This window comes from Pseudomonas fortuita (assembly GCF_026898135.2).
Lineage (GTDB): Bacteria > Pseudomonadota > Gammaproteobacteria > Pseudomonadales > Pseudomonadaceae > Aquipseudomonas > Aquipseudomonas fortuita.
Map to the genome: position 1 here is coordinate 1,511,766 of NZ_CP114035.2, position 16,440 is coordinate 1,528,205.

At 62.6% G+C, this 16,440-nt stretch carries 16 protein-coding genes; 9 read left to right on the plus strand and 7 right to left on the minus strand.

Annotation, left to right across the window (positions count from 1 at the left end; all coding sequences use genetic code 11):
- Window positions 1–113: 113 nt before the first annotated feature.
- Window positions 114–863, plus strand: coding sequence for a sulfite exporter TauE/SafE family protein (locus tag OZ911_RS06890; protein WP_024717729.1), 750 nt, complete (start codon window positions 114–116; stop codon window positions 861–863).
- A 58-nt stretch (window positions 864–921) separates the two neighbouring features.
- On the opposite strand, the gene OZ911_RS06895 is transcribed toward OZ911_RS06890, so the two are convergent.
- On the minus strand, window positions 922–1,773 hold the full coding sequence (locus OZ911_RS06895) for a LysR substrate-binding domain-containing protein (RefSeq protein WP_024717728.1): 852 nt from the start codon (window positions 1,771–1,773) through the stop codon (window positions 922–924).
- 97 nt (window positions 1,774–1,870) lie between these two features.
- Between OZ911_RS06895 and OZ911_RS06900 the strand changes: the two genes are divergently transcribed.
- Entirely contained in the window at window positions 1,871–2,089 is a 219-nt protein-coding gene (locus tag OZ911_RS06900) for a DUF1127 domain-containing protein (protein ID WP_013971536.1), read from the plus strand.
- A 43-nt stretch (window positions 2,090–2,132) separates the two neighbouring features.
- Here the strand turns inward: OZ911_RS06900 and OZ911_RS06905 are convergent, their stop codons facing one another.
- On the minus strand, window positions 2,133–3,479 hold the full coding sequence (locus OZ911_RS06905; protein WP_016485446.1) for a class II 3-deoxy-7-phosphoheptulonate synthase: 1,347 nt from the start codon (window positions 3,477–3,479) through the stop codon (window positions 2,133–2,135).
- 115 nt (window positions 3,480–3,594) lie between these two features.
- Between OZ911_RS06905 and OZ911_RS06910 the strand changes: the two genes are divergently transcribed.
- Together OZ911_RS06910 and OZ911_RS06915 are read left to right on the plus strand one after the other, a co-directional pair.
- On the plus strand, window positions 3,595–4,350 hold the full coding sequence (locus OZ911_RS06910; protein WP_016485447.1) for a spermidine synthase: 756 nt from the start codon (window positions 3,595–3,597) through the stop codon (window positions 4,348–4,350).
- A 465-nt stretch (window positions 4,351–4,815) separates the two neighbouring features.
- Window positions 4,816–6,498 (plus strand): DEAD/DEAH box helicase, encoded by a 1,683-nt coding sequence (locus tag OZ911_RS06915; RefSeq protein WP_016485448.1) that lies wholly within the window; start codon window positions 4,816–4,818, stop codon window positions 6,496–6,498.
- Window positions 6,499–6,650: 152 nt separating this feature from the next.
- On the opposite strand, the gene OZ911_RS06920 is transcribed toward OZ911_RS06915, so the two are convergent.
- Window positions 6,651–7,418, minus strand: a complete 768-nt coding sequence (locus OZ911_RS06920; protein ID WP_023048948.1) for a DODA-type extradiol aromatic ring-opening family dioxygenase — start codon at window positions 7,416–7,418, stop codon at window positions 6,651–6,653.
- A gap of 110 nt (window positions 7,419–7,528) precedes the next feature.
- Here OZ911_RS06920 and OZ911_RS06925 point away from each other — a divergent pair, with 110 nt between their 5' ends.
- Entirely contained in the window at window positions 7,529–8,179 is a 651-nt protein-coding gene (locus tag OZ911_RS06925) for a thiopurine S-methyltransferase (protein WP_016485450.1), read from the plus strand.
- Between the two features lie 47 nt (window positions 8,180–8,226).
- Here OZ911_RS06925 and htpX read toward each other — a convergent pair whose 3' ends face one another.
- Together htpX and OZ911_RS06935 are read right to left on the minus strand one after the other, a co-directional pair.
- Window positions 8,227–9,114 (minus strand): protease HtpX, encoded by an 888-nt coding sequence (gene htpX, locus OZ911_RS06930; RefSeq protein WP_012271122.1) that lies wholly within the window; start codon window positions 9,112–9,114, stop codon window positions 8,227–8,229.
- Window positions 9,115–9,390: 276 nt separating this feature from the next.
- The gene (locus OZ911_RS06935) at window positions 9,391–10,602 is read right to left on the minus strand and encodes a pyridoxal phosphate-dependent aminotransferase (RefSeq protein WP_016485452.1); all 1,212 of its coding nucleotides are present in this window, start codon (window positions 10,600–10,602) and stop codon (window positions 9,391–9,393) included.
- Between the two features lie 168 nt (window positions 10,603–10,770).
- On the opposite strand from OZ911_RS06935, the gene msrB reads away from it, so the two are divergent.
- Window positions 10,771–11,166: a peptide-methionine (R)-S-oxide reductase MsrB gene (msrB, locus tag OZ911_RS06940; RefSeq protein ID WP_016485453.1), complete on the plus strand. Its 396-nt coding sequence runs from the start codon at window positions 10,771–10,773 to the stop codon at window positions 11,164–11,166.
- Between the two features lie 13 nt (window positions 11,167–11,179).
- Window positions 11,180–11,668, plus strand: coding sequence for a glutathione peroxidase (locus OZ911_RS06945; RefSeq protein ID WP_016485454.1), 489 nt, complete (start codon window positions 11,180–11,182; stop codon window positions 11,666–11,668).
- Here the strand turns inward: OZ911_RS06945 and OZ911_RS06950 are convergent.
- Complete coding sequence (locus OZ911_RS06950; protein WP_016485455.1) at window positions 11,658–14,015, minus strand: hybrid sensor histidine kinase/response regulator; 2,358 nt, start codon at window positions 14,013–14,015, stop codon at window positions 11,658–11,660. The genes OZ911_RS06945 and OZ911_RS06950 overlap by 11 nt on opposite strands.
- Window positions 14,016–14,215: 200 nt before the next feature.
- On the opposite strand from OZ911_RS06950, the gene OZ911_RS06955 reads away from it, so the two are divergent.
- Window positions 14,216–15,106, plus strand: coding sequence for an ATP-binding protein (locus OZ911_RS06955; protein ID WP_016485456.1), 891 nt, complete (start codon window positions 14,216–14,218; stop codon window positions 15,104–15,106).
- The gene (gene msrC / locus OZ911_RS06960; protein ID WP_023048947.1) at window positions 15,103–15,585 is read left to right on the plus strand and encodes a free L-methionine (R)-S-oxide reductase MsrC; all 483 of its coding nucleotides are present in this window, start codon (window positions 15,103–15,105) and stop codon (window positions 15,583–15,585) included. The genes OZ911_RS06955 and msrC overlap by 4 nt, the downstream gene beginning before the upstream one ends.
- Window positions 15,586–15,638: 53 nt before the next feature.
- Here msrC and OZ911_RS06965 read toward each other — a convergent pair whose 3' ends face one another.
- The gene (locus tag OZ911_RS06965) at window positions 15,639–16,406 is read right to left on the minus strand and encodes a hypothetical protein (protein ID WP_016485458.1); all 768 of its coding nucleotides are present in this window, start codon (window positions 16,404–16,406) and stop codon (window positions 15,639–15,641) included.
- Between the last annotated feature and the right edge of the window lie 34 nt (window positions 16,407–16,440).

The following is a 16,440-nucleotide window of genomic DNA, read 5'->3' on the forward strand; positions in this document are numbered from 1 at the left end:
GGCTGCCTTGCTTTTGCGAATAACGCATAGCCATTGTGCGCTGCTGTGCGTTTCCCCGCCAGCACACAGTCGTTAGCATGCTCGCATTATCTGTACAGGCAAACGAGGCCCTGATGATCGAGTGGTTGTTGTATATCGTGCTGGGCGCTGCCTTGGGCACCATGGGGGGCTTGTTCGGTATTGGTGGGGGGCTGATCGCAATCCCCGCGCTGGGCGTGCTGTTTGGTCTGGACCAGCAGTTGGCGCAGGGTACGGCGCTGGTGATGGTGGTGCCGAACGTGCTGCTGGCGTTATGGCGCTATCACCAGCGCAACCGCATCGAGCTGCGCCATGCCTTGCCGCTGTCGGCGTGCAGCTTTTTGTTTGCCTGGCTGGGGTCGATCTGGGCAGTGGGGCTGGATGCGCAATCCATGCGCCTGGGCTTTGTCGGCTTTCTGGTCGCCCTGGCGGTGTGGAACGTGGCGCGCATGTTCATGAAGGCATCGCCGCCCAGTGCCGAACTGCGTTATGCCTGGCCCTGGCTGGGCGTGCTGGGCAGTTTTGCCGGCACCATGGGCGGCTTGTTCGGCGTGGGCGGGGCGGTGGTGGCCACGCCGATCCTGACCAGTGTGTTCGGCACCACCCAGGTGGTGGCGCAGGGGCTGTCGCTGGCGCTGGCCGCGCCGAGTACTTTGGTGACGTTGGTGACCTATGGGGTGCACCACAGTGTCGACTGGGCGGTGGGGATTCCGTTGGCGGTGGGTGGTTTGCTCAGCATCAGCTGGGGGGTGAAGCTGGCTCATGCGTTGCCGGAGAAGGTACTGCGGGCGATGTTCTGTGTGTTTTTGGTGGTGTGTGCGGTGATGCTGGGGTTTGAACTGTGAGATTGTGGGGCCGCGTTGCGGCCCATTCGCGGGACAAGCCCGCTCCCACAAGCCCCAATTATTTGAAACCCTCAACGATGTAGTCGGCCATACAGTCGGTAATCGGCGAGGGGTTCTGCGTACTGCGCACCAGCATCACATTGGCTAAGGGCAACTGCGGCAGCCCGTCCTGTTCACCCAGTATGCGGATATTGCCACCAATCAGGCTTTGCAGTTGCGCCGTCACTGCCAACCCTGCCGTGACGATGGCAAAGATCGCCGCCAGGCTGGGGCTGGTATAGGCAATGCGGTAGTCGATACCTTGTGCTTGCAGTGCATTGCAGGTCCAGGCCCGGCAGAAGCAGTCGGTATTGAACAGTGCCACGGGCATCGGCCGCTGTTCCTGTGGGCAAAAGCCTTCGGCGGCGGCCCACACCAAGCGTTCCTGGCGCAGCAATTGGCCCACCTCGTTACCTGGTTCGCGGGTGACAATGGTCAGGTCCAGGTCCTGGCGCAGCATCAATTGCTTGGAAGAGTCGCAATGCACTTCCACCTGCACCAGCGGGTAGGCCTGGGCAAAGCTCGACAAGATGGTCGGCAGAAAGCGCATGGCGTAGTCGTCAGGCGTGCCAATCCGCACCAGCCCGACCATGTGCGGCATGCGCAGGGTATTGAACACCTCGCCATGCAGCTTGAGGATGCGTCGGGCATAGCCCAGCAGCACCTGGCCCTCGGCGGTGAGGCGAACCTGGCGGCCGTCGCGCTCGAACAGCTGGCGCTGCAGGATGTCTTCTTCCAGGCGTTTCATCTGCATGCTCACCGCCGATTGGGTGCGGTTGACCACTTCGCCGGCGCGCGTAAAGCCGCCTTGCTCGGCGATGGCGACGAAGGTGCGCAATACGTCCGCATCGAGGCTCTGGTACTGGGACATTGCATCAATCTCCGAGATGCATGGCATCAGAAACATTCGTTGGATTGATCTTAAGCCCGGCGCGAGACTGAGGCCATCCAACACGGAGGGCTTCACGATGAAAGGTCATGTCAGCAGCATCCAGCAACCTGCCTTTTCCCTGAACCACCTGTGGCATGCGGCCCTGCAGCGTCCGGCGCGCTGGCTGCAGCTGTACCGCCAGCGCCAGGAGCTGGCCAGCCTCAGTGACGCAACCTTGCACGACTTGGGGTTGAGCCGGGCGGATATCCAGCAAGAGGCCGAGCGGCATTTCTGGGATGATCCGCTGAGGAAGTGAGTGTGGGCCGGGCGCCTGGCTTCTCAAGGCATGCGCCCCAGCCTCACCGCCGGACTTGCTTCAACGTCTCGGCAATCAAAAACGCCAGTTCCAGCGACTGATCGGCATTCATCCGCGGATCACAATGGGTGTGATACCGGTCAGACAACGCATCCTCGGTAATCGGCCGGGCGCCACCGATGCATTCGGTGACATTCTGCCCGGTCATCTCGATATGAATGCCGCCAGCATGGCTGCCCTCGGCCTGGTGCACCTGGAAGAACTGCTTCACCTCATCCAGGATCTGCGCAAAGTCGCGCGTCTTGTAGCCGCTGCTGGCCTTGATGGTATTGCCGTGCATCGGGTCGGAGCTCCACAGCACCTTGCGCCCCTCGCGCTCGACGGTGCGGATCAGCCCCGGCAGGTGGTCGCCAACCTTGCTCGCGCCCATGCGCACTATCAGGTTCAGGCGCCCGGGGTCGTTGGCCGGGTTCAGCGTGTCGATCAGGCGGATCAGCTCTTCGGGGTTCATGCTCGGGCCGACCTTGACCCCGATCGGGTTGTGCACGCCGCGCAAAAACTCCACGTGGGCGCCGTCGAGCTGGCGGGTGCGGTCGCCTATCCACAGCATGTGCGCCGAGCAGTCGTAGTAGTCGCCGGTCAGGCTGTCCTGGCGCACGAAGGCTTCTTCATAGTTCAACAGCAGCGCTTCGTGGGCAGTGAAGAAGCTGGTTTCGCGCAGTTGCGGCGCGCTGTCCAGGCCGCAGGCACGCATGAATGCCAGTGTTTCGTCGATGCGGTTGGCCAGTTGGTGGTACTTGTCGGCCAGTGCCGAGTTGGCGATGAAATCCAGGTTCCACTTGTGCACTTGGTGCAGGTCGGCAAACCCGCCCTGGGCGAAGGCGCGCAGCAGATTGAGGCTGGCGGTGGCCTGGTGATAGGCCTGCAGCAGGCGCTCCGGGTCGGGGATGCGGCTTTTGGCGTCGAAACCGATGCCGTTGACGATGTCGCCGCGGTAGGCGGGCAGGGTGATGTCGCCAATGGTTTCATCGCCCGAGGAGCGCGGCTTGGCAAACTGCCCGGCCATGCGCCCCACCTTCACCACCGGGCAGCCGGCAGCAAAGGTCATCACAATGGCCATCTGCAGCAGCACCTTGAAGGTGTCGCGGATTTTTGCCGCCGAGAACTCGGCGAAGCTCTCGGCGCAGTCGCCACCTTGCAGCAGGAAGGCGCGGCCTTCGGTAACCTCGGCAAACTGCCTGCGCAGCTCGCGTGCCTCGCCCGCGAACACCAGCGGCGGGTAGCTGGCGAGGGTCTGTTCAACCTTCAGCAGGTGCGCAGCATCGGGGTAGGTCGGTTGCTGCTGGATCGGCAGGGCGCGCCAGCTGTCAGGGCTCCACGGTCGGTTCATCTCGGGCTCGGTCTTGTAGGTTGTAGGCTATAGGCCATGGTAACAGTTGGCGCTGCGCTTGTTGCATCAAGGGTGTTGACGGACAATGCGCGTTTTGCGCGGGTGGGTGGTAAGCATGACGGCGGAACGGGAAGAGCGGCTACTGGCACGGGTAGAGGACGCTTTTGGCGTCATCAGCGTGTATGAAGTCGACGACTACCGCTTTCTGGAATTCGGCGATGCCATCGAGCAGAGCTGTGTGTTCACGGCCGACCCCAGCTGGCTGGAGTACGACTACACCCGCGCCATGCTGGTGGGGGCGTTGTGCCATGAACAGCCGGAGAGCGCGCTGTTTCTTGGCCTGGGTGCCGGCACGCTGACCCAGGCCTGCATGAAGTTCCTGCCACTTGAAGACATCGAGGCCATCGAGCTGCGCCCGGACGTACCGCGCCTGGCCATGGAGCACCTGGGCCTGGATGATGACCCTCGGTTGTACGTGCGCATCGGTGATGCCATCGAGTTGCTGCCCACGGCGGAGAAGGCCGACCTGTTGTTTGTCGACCTGTACACCGACCATGGGCCGGGCGTGGGGCACCTGGCATGGAAATTCCTGGAAAACTGCCAGCAGCAACTGAACCCGGGCGGCTGGCTGGTAATCAACCAGTGGGCTACCGACGACGGCAAGCCGCTGGGCGCGGCATTGCTGCGCGGGCTGTACCATCGGCATTACTGGGAGCTGCCGGTGAAGGAGGGTAATGTGATCTTGCTGGTGCCGGCTGATCTTGAGCAGGTGCTGGATCTGGAGGGGTTGCGTGCCCGGGCCGAGGCACTGGCGCCGCAGCTGGGTTATAGCCTGGATGGGTTGATCAAAGAGATTCGGCCAGCAACTTGAACGCCTGACGCGGCCATTTGTGGGAGCGGCCTTGTGTCGCGATAGGGCCGCAGAGCGGCCCCGGCAATCTATGCGGCGTGGCTTAAATCCTGGGGGCGCTTCGCACCCCTTTCGCGACGCAAGGCCGCTCCCACACAGATCGGGTGAGGCTTCAGGGAATTATCGATTCAGCGCGGATTGGTTGATGGCCCGATAATGGCCTTGCCCCCTGAAAATATTCCTCACGGTTGCCGCTATTTCAGGTATAGTACGCGCCGGTCTTTTAGCGGACCTCAAAATCAGGTGGTGCAAATCCTCCGAGTCCAGCTTCGGCTGCGCGTCCGCTAGGCGGACCTTCCCAAGTTTTCTTTTTCAATCGTTTTCGCAAATCCCCGCCGCCAAAGCTGCCTGGGTGACCTGACGGTCTTTCAAGGCATGTGCAGCTTTGGAGCATGGGTCTTTGCGGATGCACCTAGAGGCAGACCCATGACCCAGGAAACCGGCGGCTTCGCCGCTCTCGATCTTAATCCGAACATTGTTGCTGCTGTTGTGGCTACCGGCTACGAAGAGCCGTCCGCCATTCAGCAACAATCGATCCCGATCATCCTCGCCGGTCACGACATGATCGGCCAGGCGCAGACGGGCACCGGCAAGACCGCTGCCTTCGCCCTGCCGATCCTCAACAAGATCGATGTGAGCAAGCGCGAACCGCAAGCCCTGATCCTGGCGCCAACCCGTGAGTTGGCGCTGCAAGTAGCTACCGCTTTCGAAACCTACGCCAAGCAGATGCCGGGCGTGAACGTGGTTGCCGTATACGGTGGTGCCCCGATGGGCCCACAGCTGCGTGCAATCCGCAACGGCGCGCAAATCGTCGTCGCCACCCCGGGCCGCCTGTGCGACCACCTGCGTCGTGACGAAAAAGTCTTGTCCACCGTGCAGTACCTGGTACTGGACGAAGCCGACGAGATGCTGAAGCTGGGCTTCATGGATGACCTCGAAGTGATCTTCGACGCAATCCCGGCTACCCGTCAGACCGTACTGTTCTCCGCAACCCTGCCGTCGTCGATCCGTTCGATCGCCGAGCGCCACCTGCGCGAGCCCAAGCACGTCAAGATCCAGACCAAGACCCAGACCGTAACCGCGATCGAGCAAGCCCACCTGATGGTCCATGCCGACCAGAAGATCCCGGCTGTGCTGCGTCTGCTGGAAGTGGAAGAGTTCGACGCACTGATCGCCTTCGTGCGTACCAAGCAAGCCACCCTGGACCTGGCCGCCGCCCTGGAAGCCAAAGGCTACAAGGCTGCCGCGCTGAACGGCGACATCGCCCAGAACCAGCGTGAGCGCGTGATCGACTCGCTCAAGGATGGCCGCCTGGACATCGTCGTCGCCACCGACGTCGCTGCCCGTGGTCTGGACGTACCGCGCATCACCCACGTGTTCAACGTTGACATGCCGTACGACCCAGAGTCCTACGTGCACCGTATCGGCCGTACTGGCCGTGCCGGTCGCGAAGGCCGTGCGCTGCTGCTGGTCACCCCGCGTGAGCGCCGCATGCTGCAGGTGATCGAGCGTGTAACCGGGCAGAAAGTTGCCGAAGCCCGCCTGCCGAATGCCCAGGCCGTGCTGGATGCCCGCATCAAGAAGCTGACCTCGAGCCTGGCGCCGCTGGTAGCCGAAGCAGAAGCCACCCACGGTGAACTGTTCGACCGCCTGACCACCGACCTGGGTTGCAGCGCACGTGCGCTGGCTTCGGCCTTGCTGCGCAAAGCCACCAATGGCCAGGCGCTGGACCTGGCTGCGGTAGAGCGTGAGCAGCCGCTGGTGCCGGGCGTTGGTGCCCCGCGTGGTGAGCGTGGTGAGCGTCCTGAGCGTGGCGAGCGCCCTGACCGCGGTGACCGCGAGCGCCGTGCGCCGCTGCCGCTGGCCGAAGGCCGTGTACGTTGCCGTACCGCCCTGGGTGCCCGCGACGGTATCGCTGCCAAGAACCTGCTGGGCGCGATCCTCAACGAGGGTGGCCTGGCGCGTGATGCCATCGGTCGCATCCAGGTTCGCGACAGCTTCAGCCTGGTCGAGCTGCCGGAAGACGGCCTCGAGAAGCTGCTGTCCAAGCTCAAGGACACCCGCGTAGCTGGCAAGCAGCTGAAGCTGCGTCGCTACCGCGAGGATTGATCCTGGCGCTATAAAAAAATCCCCGGCCCAGGTCGGGGATTTTTTTTGCCTGTACCGGCCCTTTCGCGGGCTTGCCCGCTCCCACAGGTACTCCACAGGTTTCAATGCCTGTGCAGGACCTGTGGGAGCGAGCAAGCCCGCGAAGAGGCCCTTCAGTCGAACCGATATACATCCATCCCCAGCGCCCCTAGGGTAAACCCCTGATGCACCACGCCAAACCTGCTCCCAGCCCCCAGGGCAAAGAACAGCGGCAGCAAATGCTCATCACTGGGATGGTTACGCACAGCATGTGGCGCCTGCTTCCGGTAATCCAGCAATGCCGCTTGGTCATCTTCCTGCAGCCGCTCCACCACCCAATCCCTGAACGCCAGCGCCCATGGCTCGATCACATCCGGCCCTGCATGCCAGTCCAGTTCCCCCAGGTTATGGGTGATGCTGCCCGAACCCACCAGCAAGATGCCCTCGGCACGCAAGTTCGCCAGCGCCTGGCCCACCTTCACCTGCAGCGCAGGCCCCATGTGGCTGGGCAGGGAAACCTGCACCACCGGAATGCTTGCGTCCGGGTACATCAGCGACAGCGGTACCCAGGCGCCGTGGTCGAACGGCCGCTGGGCGTCCAGCCGGGCTGGCAGCCCCGCAGCCTTCAGCAACTCGCTGACCTGGCCTGCCAGGGAAGGCTCGCCCGGCGCCGGGTATTGCACCGCATACAATGCCGGTGGAAAGCCGTAGAAGTCGTGCCAGGTTTCTGGCTGTGCACTGCTGGTTACCAGCAGTTCACGGCTTTCCCAGTGCGCTGACACCACCACGATTGCCTTGGGGCGTGGCAGGCTGTTGGCCAGCCCGGCCAAGGCCGGCCCGCTGGCACCCGGGTGCAGGGCGAGCATGGGCGAACCATGGGAAATGAACAGGCTGGGCAGCATGGCAAGGTCCTGAAGGTTAAGATGCACTCATCTTCGGTCAGAAACTGATCGATATCCATCGCAAGTTTTACGCGTTTTCTATCGGTTTACTCGATAAACAAGGAGCAACCATGGAGCCAGCTTTCTGGCACAAGCGGTGGGTCGATAACCAGATCGGCTTTCATCAGGGGCAGGTCAATTCGTACCTGCAGGCGCACTGGCCGTCACTCGGCCTTGAGTCTGGTAGCCGAGTGCTGGTGCCGCTGTGCGGCAAAAGCCTGGATTTGATCTGGCTGGCCGGGCAGGGGTACCGAGTGTTGGGTGTGGAGCTGTCGCGGCGCGCGGTAGAGGATTTCTTCGGCGAGCACGGGCTTGAAGCCGAGGTGCAGCAGCGCGGGGACTTCGAAGTTTGGCGCAGTGGTGACGTGGAGCTGTGGTGTGGTGATTTCTTTGCGTTGCGTGCGCAGGATATAGGCGACTGCGTGGGGCTGTATGACCGGGCGGCGCTGATTGCGCTGCCGGCGCAAATGCGCGCGATGTACATGCAGGCGCTGACGGCTTTGCTGCCGGCCAATTGCCGGGGTTTGGTGGTGACCCTGGATTATGATCAGTCACTGCTGCCCGGGCCGCCGTTTTCAGTCGGGGACGCAGAGGTGCGGCAGGGGTTTGCAGGGTGGCAGCTGCATGAGCTGGAGGCGGTAGAGGTGATTCAGGAGAGCCCCAAGTTTGTGCAGGCCGGGGTTTCCAGTCTGTTGGAGCGGGTTTACCGGCTTGGCCGGTAATACGAAAAAGGGCGACCAAAGTCGCCCTTTCTGTATTACCCGATGGATCAACCGCGACGGCGCAGGGCCTCGATACGGTCTTCCAGGGGCGGGTGGCTCATCAGCAGCCCGGCCAGGCCGTGCTTGAGGCCACCGTTGATGCCAAAGGCCTTCATGGTGTCTGGCATGTGCACTGGCAGGCCTTGTTCCACGCGCAGGCGCTGCAGGGCGCCGATCATGGCCGAGGTGCCAGCCAGTTGCGCACCGGCTTCGTCGGCGCGGTACTCGCGGCGGCGCGAGAACCACATCACGATCATGCTGGCCAGGATGCCCAGGATCAGCTCGGCAACGATGGTCGCCACGTAGTAGGCAATGCCTTGGCCTTCTTCGTTCTTGAAGATGACCTTGTCGACGAAGTTGCCGATGATGCGTGCGAAGAACATCACGAAGGTGTTCACCACGCCCTGTACCAGCGCCAGGGTGACCATGTCGCCATTGGCCACGTGGCCGATTTCGTGGGCCAGCACCGCCCGCACTTCATCGGGCGAGAAACGCTCCAGCAGGCCCTGGGACACGGCTACCAATGCGTCGTTGCGGTTCCAGCCGGTGGCGAAGGCGTTGGCCTCGTACGCCGGGAAGATACCCACCTCGGGCATTTTGATACCCGCTTCACGGGAGAGCTCTTCGACCGTTTGCAACAGCCACTGCTCGTGGCGGGTGCGCGGCTGGCTGATGATCTGGGTGCCGGTGCTCATCTTTGCCATCCACTTGGAGATGAACAGCGAGACGAGGGAGCCGGCAAAGCCGAACACGGCGCAGAACACCAGCAGGCTGCTGAGGTTCAGGTCGACCCCGTTGGCGGCCATGAACCCGTTGAAACCGAACAGGCTCAGGGTAATGCTTGCAACCAGCACCACCGCAAGGTTGGTGGCCACAAACAACAGAATGCGCATCATGGTTGTTACGTTCTCCAGACGGATGAATTGTCGCTTACTGCGGGGTATATAAGGGGCCTGTCGCGCCGATTCAATCGGCCGACTATTTCAAACTGTGTACGGCGGAGTATGGCAGAGGATGACGCGGGAGCTGTGGGATAGAGCGTTGCAGGATGTAAGAAACACCCTGTGAGAGTGCGAGGGGCTGCTTTGCAGCCCATTCGCAGCACCAGGCTGCACCTACAGGAGAACGCGTACACCTGTAGGCGCAGCCTGGTGCTGCGAAGAGGCCATCATTTACTGCGAATACGTCCGCAGGAAATTGCCGATCCGGCCAATCGCCGCTTCCAGGTCATCCACCCGCGGCAAGGTCACCACGCGGAAGTGGTCCGGCCACGGCCAGTTGAACGCCGTACCTTGTACGATCAGCAGCTTTTCCGACAGCAGCAGGTCCAGGGCGAACTTCTCGTCGTTGAGGATCGGGCACACCTTCGGGTCGATCCGCGGGAAGGCATACAGCGCACCCATCGGCTTCACGCAGCTTACACCCGGGATATCGTTTAGCAGCTCGTAGGTACGGTTGCGCTGCTCCAGCAGGCGGCCTGGCGGCAGCACCAGGTCGTTGATGCTCTGGTAGCCGCCCAGTGCGGTCTGGATGGCATGCTGGGCCGGCACGTTGGCGCACAGGCGCATGTTCGCCAGCATGTCGATGCCTTCGATGTAGCTGAGCGCGTGGTGCTTGGGCCCGGAGATGATCAGCCAGCCGGAACGGAAGCCCGCCACCCGGTAAGACTTGGACAGGCCGTTGAAAGTCAGGCACAGCAGGTCTGGTGCCAGCGAGGCGGTGCTGATGTGTACCGCTTCATCGTACAAAATCTTGTCGTAGATTTCGTCGGAGAACACCACCAGGTTGTGCTGGCGGGCCAGCTCCAGCATACCCAGCAGCAGCTCCCTGGAGTACACCGCGCCGGTCGGGTTGTTCGGGTTGATGATCACCAGGGCCTTGGTGTTCGGGGTGATCTTGGCCTTGATGTCTTCAAGGTCGGGGAACCAGTCGGCCTGCTCGTCGCACAGGTAGTGCACCGGCTTGCCCCCGGCCAGGCTTACGGCGGCCGTCCACAGCGGGTAGTCGGGGGCCGGGATCAGCACTTCGTCGCCGTTGTTCAGCAGCGCCTGCATCGACATGACAATCAGCTCGGAAACGCCGTTACCGAGGTAGATGTCCTCAATGGTGACGCCTTCGATTTCCTTCTGCTGGCAGTACTGCATCACGGCCTTGCGTGCGCTGAACAGGCCTTTGGAGTCGCTGTAGCCCTGCGCGGTGGGCAGGTTGCGGATCACATCCTGGAGGATTTCATCGGGCGCCTCGAAGCCAAACGGCGCTGGGTTGCCGATGTTCAGCTTGAGGATGCGGTGGCCTTCCTCTTCCAGGCGCTTGGCGTGCTTGAGCACTGGGCCGCGAATGTCATAGCAGACATTGGCGAGCTTGTTCGATTTGCTGAACTGCATGATGGGATCCCGATATGAGAAAACGCGCTACGCCCCGCCGAAAGGTTTGTAACGGCAGGAAGCGGGTGCCAGACTGAACGCCTGGCACACGAAGCCAACTAATATACGTGCCACCCGCGCCCCGGAAAAGACGGTGCGAGGTGAAATTCAGCCTGCCGAGGTTTCCATATGCAAAAGATCGAAAAAACCCTGGAGCAATGGCGGTCGATGCTCGACCCCGAGCAGTACCAGGTATGCCGCCTAAAAGGCACTGAGCGGCCGTTCAGCGGCAAGTACAACAGCGAGCGCCGAGACGGCATCTACCATTGCATCTGCTGCAACGCGAAACTGTTCGATGCGCAGACCAAGTTCGATTCCGGCTGCGGCTGGCCCAGCTTCTACGCGCCGATCGAAGACAGTGCGATGATCGAGATCCGTGACACCTCCCACGGCATGATCCGTACCGAAGTCACCTGTGCCCGCTGCGACGCGCACCTGGGCCACGTGTTCCCCGATGGCCCGCCACCGACTGGCCTGCGCTACTGTATCAACTCGGTGTGCATCGACTTGCGCCCGCGCGACTGACCGGAGCCCTGACATGGCTGGATCGATGCTGGACATCCCCTGCGTGACCCTGGGCGGCGAGCAAAAGAAGCTCGGCGACTTCCCGGGCAAGGCGTTGCTGGTGGTCAATACCGCCAGCCAGTGCGGCTTTACCCCGCAGTACAAGGGCCTGGAGCAACTGTGGCAGGCCTACCGCGAGCGCGGCCTGGTGGTGCTGGGCTTTCCCTGCAACCAGTTCGGCAAGCAGGAGCCGGGCGACGCGCGGGACATTGCGCAGTTCTGCGAACGCAACTTTGGCGTGAGCTTCCCGCTGTTTCGCAAGGTCGAAGTCAACGGCCCAGGCGCCCACCCGTTGTTCGTCGAGCTCAAGCAGCGCGCACCGGGCATTTTGGGCAGCCAGAAGATCAAGTGGAACTTCACCAAGTTCCTGGTCGACCCGGCCAGCGGCCAGGTGTCGCGTTATGCACCCACTACCAAGCCACAGGCCTTGGCAACAGACATCGAGCGCCTGCTTAGCCGCTGAGCGGAACCCAGTGATCGATCAGCGCCAGTAGCTCTTCGCGGCGAAATGGCTTGGCCAGGTAGTCGTTCATGCCCGCGGTCCGGCAGCGCTCGCGCTCCTCGGGCATGGCGTTGGCGGTGAGGGCGACGATTGGCAGGTTGGGCCAGCGGCCGCTCTGGCGGATGCGTCGGCTGGCTTCGTAACCGTCCATCACTGGCATGTTGCAGTCCATCAGCACCAGGTCGAAGTCATCCCGTTCCAGCTGCTCCAGGGCCTCGGCGCCCTGCGTGGCCAGTTGCACCTGGCAGCCGAGCTTGGCCAGCATGCCCTTGGCCACTAACTGGTTCACGGGGTTGTCTTCCACCAGCAAGATGCGCGCGCGGCCTGCCTCCAGGCTGATGGCCGGGCTGGCCAGCGGGTGCTCGGGGTCGAAGCCTTGCAGGGTGCGGCGCAGGGTCTGGTACAGGGCGTTGCGCGCCAGTGGCCGGGCCAGTTGATGGAGTGGGGCGAGGGCGGCGGATTGCTCGCTGGACAGGAAGTTGCCGTAGGCGGTCACCAGCAAGATGGGGGTTTTCAGCGTTTGGCGCAGTTCGAACAGGCGCTCTACGTCGTCGGTGATCAGCAGGTCCATCGCGGTGGCGGCTAGCGTCGCGCTGCTGTCATGCCGCTGGTAGGTCAAACCCCAGGCGGGCAGCAGGCCCTGTAACAGTTCGTTGAGCCCGCTGCCTGCATCGCTCAGGGCGGCCACACGCCCATGCAGCGGCAACGGTGCGATGGCTTCAGTGTGCACGACCAGCGGCAGCTCGGCGCTGAAGCAGCTGCCAAAGCCCGCTTCGGAGCGAATGTGCAAATGGCCTTGCATGGCCTTGCACAGGTTGCGCGTCAGCGCCAGGCCCAGGCCGGTGCCGCCGTACTGGCGGGTGATGCCGGCGCCGGCCTGGGTAAACGGCTGGAAGATCCGTGCCTGGGCGTCTTCAGGGATGCCGATGCCGGTATCACGCACCTCTAGCCGGACACCGCCGACGATAGTCACCAGGCGCACATCGACGCGGCCGAAGCGGGTGAACTTCAGTGCGTTGGACAGCAGATTGCTGACGATCTGCCGCACCCGCGTGGGGTCGCCGAGCACACTGCTGGGGAAGTCACGGGCAATCAGGCAGGTCAGTTCCACGCTCTGTGCGGTGTTCTGAGACAGCAGGTTGGCGGTGTCCTCCACCATCGAACCCATGTCGAACGGAATGCGTTCCAGCTCCAGCTGGCCGGCATCGAACTTGGACAGGTCGAGGATATCGTTCAGCAACTCCACCAGTACTTTGCCCGAGTCGTGGGCAATCGCCAGTTGCTGGCGCTGCTCGCTGGGTAGCGGGCTGTCCAGGGCCAGGGCGATCATGCCGAGCATGCCGTTTAGCGGGGTGCGGATTTCGTGGCTCATGTTGGCCAGGAACGCCGCACGCGCCTGGGCCATGTCCAGCGCGCGGCGGCGCGCTTCTTCCAGCTCCTGGTTGGACAGGCTCAGGCTGTTGTTGCTGGCCTTCAACTCGTTGGTGCGTGCCGAGACGATGTCTTCCAGTTCGTTCAGGTACTGGGTAAGGCGGTTTTCGGCGGTGCGCCGCTGCTCGATCTCGGTGGCCATGCTGACGAACTGCTGGTTGGCGACTTTCACCAGCACGCCAATTTCGTCGTGCTCGTGGCCGTGCGGGCAGTCCAGGCGGGTTTGCCGGGGTTTGCGCGGGTCGCTGCCGCTGAGCGCGCCGATCACCGTGACCAGTGGCTTGGTCAGCATCATGTAGAACAGCGCCAGCAGAATGCCGGTCAGCACCAGGCTACGGGCAAAACCGTTGAGCAGGGTGATGCCGGCGCGTTCGAGAAAGCGGCTGCCGAAGGCAAAGGTGTCGACGTCCAGGTACAGGGTGCCCAGGTTTTCCTCTGGCATGTGGGTCAGGTACAAGCGTTCCTTGAACTGGCGCTGCTCGCCGAACAGGAAGTCGCTCAGCGGCCGGTAGCGGTGTTGCAGCCTGGGCCGCTCGACGTCGGCCAGCACGGTGTCGTTGTTGTCGATCAGCCGCGCACGGATGATGGCCGGCGACTGCAACAAGCCGCGGGTCAGCTCCAGCGCCAGCTCCGAGTCGATGTTGTAGGCGATGCGCGAGGCCGGGTTGTGGCTGATTTGCAGCAACGCATTCACTTCACGGTTGATGGACGCATCTTCGCTGGCATAATCGATGCCGATCTGGATGAGACTGAGCAATGTTCCCAGGATGAAGCCGACCAGGACTGTCAACCGGGCTTGCTTGTATGACAGGCGATTGGTGAACTTGATATCCATGAGTCCCGAGCCGGTTTCCCGTTCCTTGCGCTGCGCAAGCATAGCCGATCAACCCCGGCTACTGGTGGGTCTGTCACACATTCAGCCTTGATTGCTCAACTGGCTGTACCGGCCTCTTCGCGGCTAAAGCCGCTCCCACAGGTACTGCGCCGTCCTCTGGCCTGGTGCGGTCCCTGTGGGAGCGGCTTTAGCCGCGAAGAGGCCAGCACAGCAGCCTCGAATCTGAATTGTTAGGAGTCGTCATGGACGCTCGCTTGATTGCTTTTCTGGACCGCGCCGAATCGGTACTGGCGCGCCTTGAGCCCCTGTTACCGGCACAGCGCCCGAACATCGACTGGGGCACCACCCTGGCCGCGCGCTGGCAGCGCGATGGCCGCAGCGGTTATCTGCTGCCACTGGAAGTCAGCCTGGACATCCGCCTGACCGACCTGATCGGCGTCGACCAGCAGCGCGACCAGCTGGGCCGCAACACCCACCAGTTCATCAACGGCCTGCCGGCCAACCACGCGCTGCTGTGGGGCTCGCGCGGTACTGGCAAGTCGTCGCTGGTGCGCGCCTTGCTGGCCGAGCATGCCAGCGCCGGCCTGCGCCTGATCGAAATTGAACGCGACCACCTGGCCGACCTGCCACGGGTGGTCGAGCAGCTGCAGAAGCTGCCACAACGCTTCATCCTGTTCTGTGACGACTTGTCGTTCGAGGCCGGGGAGGGCGACTACCGGGTACTCAAAAGCGTGCTCGACGGCTCGCTGGAGCAGGCGCCGGACAACGTGCTGCTGTACGCCACCTCCAACCGCCGCCACCTGGTGCCCGAAAAAGAAAGCGACAACGAAAACTGGAAGCGCGTAGATGGCGAACTGCACCCCAGCGAAGCGGTGGAGGACAAGATTGCCCTGTCTGACCGCTTTGGCCTGTGGCTGTCGTTCTACCCGTTTACCCAGGACCACTTCCTGAATGTTGTCGAGCACTGGATTGGCCAGTTGGCACGGCCTGCCGGGCTTGCCTGGCAGCGCTCTGAAGCACTCGACATCCTCGCCGTGCGCTGGGCCACCGGCCGCGGTAACCGTAATGGCCGTTGTGCCTATCAGTTCGCCCGCTATTGGGTCGGGCTGCAATTGCTGGAGCAAAGTAAATGATCGACCTTAATGCCAGTGGCGCCGGCCTCGACGGCTACCACCTGCTGGCGGCGCAAGTGCAGGCGCTGTTTGCCGACGAGCGTGACTTCATCGCCAATGCCGCACAGTTTTCGGCGTTTCTGTACAACCAGGTGGACGACCTGAACTGGGCGGGGTTCTACCTCAACCGCAACGAACAGCTGGTGCTGGGCCCGTTCCAGGGCCAGGTGGCGTGCGTGCGCATTCCGTTCGGCAAGGGCGTGTGCGGTGCAGCGGCGGCAACGCGCCAGACCCAGCGGGTAGAGGACGTGCATGCGTTTCCGGGGCACATTACCTGTGACAGCGCGTCCAACAGCGAGCTGGTGATCCCGTTGGTGAAGGCGGGGCGGTTGATTGGTGTGCTGGACCTGGATAGCCCGAAGGTTGGGCGGTTCAGCGAGGCAGACCAGGCGGGGCTGGAACGCTTGGCGGCGATCTTCCTGGAGCTGACAGACTGCTGACCAACAGGTTCGCTGTACTGGCCGCTCTCACAGGGCCAGCACAGGCTAACGAATCAGTCGTAGATCACTTTCTTCTTCCAGGTCTCTTCTGCATCGGTCTTGAGCCCGTCGGTCAGTTCGTTGTGCTCGTCCTCCGCAGGTGCCATGCGGTCCAGCACCTGGGCATTGGCCCGCGCCAGCAGCTTTTCCAGATACGTCAGTTGCTCTTCATACACCTTCGGCTCCGGCTGCTTGCGCAAGTACTGCACGCCGCGCTCGAATGCCAGGCGTGCCTGGCCGGGCTGGTTCTTCTGCAGGGCTTGCTGGCCGAGGTTGTTGAAGAACTCGATATGCAGCAGGACCAGGATGTGGCGGATTTCCTTGACCCAGTGCTTGGCTTCAGGCGTGGTCAGGAAGCCTTCCTGGGCCGCACGAGTCACCTGGTTGTGCATGGCCTCCAGCAAGAAGCGCACGTCCTTGGCCTTGATCTCGGTATGGATCGGGTTGGGCGGGTTGTTCACCGGGATCTTTTCGCCCAGGGCAATCAGCACGTCCAGCTCGGCAATGCGCGCCTTGAGTTCGGCATTATGCTTGTCCACCGCCAGCTGGCGCTGGGTAAGGTTCAGCTCCAGGCGGGTGAGCAACAGTTTAAGGGCCGGGGTCATGAACTGGCCCGGGAAGGTCTCGGTGATTTCGCCACAGCGGCGCAGGCGGTCGGCCAGCTCGATCTTGGTCCGGGCGCGTTCCAGCTTGCCGTTCTCGACCACATTGTTGAGGTAGCCGATCACGATCAGCAACGCGATGCCCGCCACGATGAGCAGGGTGATCAGAAGTGGTGTCACCGTTAATGCCTCATTGAAGAAGAATTACAGCTTT

Coding starts and splice junctions, on each gene's coding strand:
- OZ911_RS06915 (WP_016485448.1), top strand. CDS start 4,816: ATGACCCAGGAAACCGGCGGCTTCGCCGCTCTCGATCTTAATCCGAAC.
- OZ911_RS06895 (WP_024717728.1), bottom strand. CDS start 1,773: ATGTCCCAGTACCAGAGCCTCGATGCGGACGTATTGCGCACCTTCGTC.
- OZ911_RS06925 (WP_016485450.1), top strand. CDS start 7,529: ATGGAGCCAGCTTTCTGGCACAAGCGGTGGGTCGATAACCAGATCGGC.
- OZ911_RS06910 (WP_016485447.1), top strand. CDS start 3,595: ATGACGGCGGAACGGGAAGAGCGGCTACTGGCACGGGTAGAGGACGCT.
- OZ911_RS06905 (WP_016485446.1), bottom strand. CDS start 3,479: ATGAACCGACCGTGGAGCCCTGACAGCTGGCGCGCCCTGCCGATCCAG.
- OZ911_RS06950 (WP_016485455.1), bottom strand. CDS start 14,015: ATGCTTGCGCAGCGCAAGGAACGGGAAACCGGCTCGGGACTCATGGAT.
- OZ911_RS06955 (WP_016485456.1), top strand. CDS start 14,216: ATGGACGCTCGCTTGATTGCTTTTCTGGACCGCGCCGAATCGGTACTG.
- msrC (WP_023048947.1), top strand. CDS start 15,103: ATGATCGACCTTAATGCCAGTGGCGCCGGCCTCGACGGCTACCACCTG.
- OZ911_RS06890 (WP_024717729.1), top strand. CDS start 114: ATGATCGAGTGGTTGTTGTATATCGTGCTGGGCGCTGCCTTGGGCACC.
- OZ911_RS06900 (WP_013971536.1), top strand. CDS start 1,871: ATGAAAGGTCATGTCAGCAGCATCCAGCAACCTGCCTTTTCCCTGAAC.
- htpX (WP_012271122.1), bottom strand. CDS start 9,114: ATGATGCGCATTCTGTTGTTTGTGGCCACCAACCTTGCGGTGGTGCTG.
- OZ911_RS06920 (WP_023048948.1), bottom strand. CDS start 7,418: ATGCTGCCCAGCCTGTTCATTTCCCATGGTTCGCCCATGCTCGCCCTG.
- OZ911_RS06945 (WP_016485454.1), top strand. CDS start 11,180: ATGGCTGGATCGATGCTGGACATCCCCTGCGTGACCCTGGGCGGCGAG.
- OZ911_RS06935 (WP_016485452.1), bottom strand. CDS start 10,602: ATGCAGTTCAGCAAATCGAACAAGCTCGCCAATGTCTGCTATGACATT.
- msrB (WP_016485453.1), top strand. CDS start 10,771: ATGCAAAAGATCGAAAAAACCCTGGAGCAATGGCGGTCGATGCTCGAC.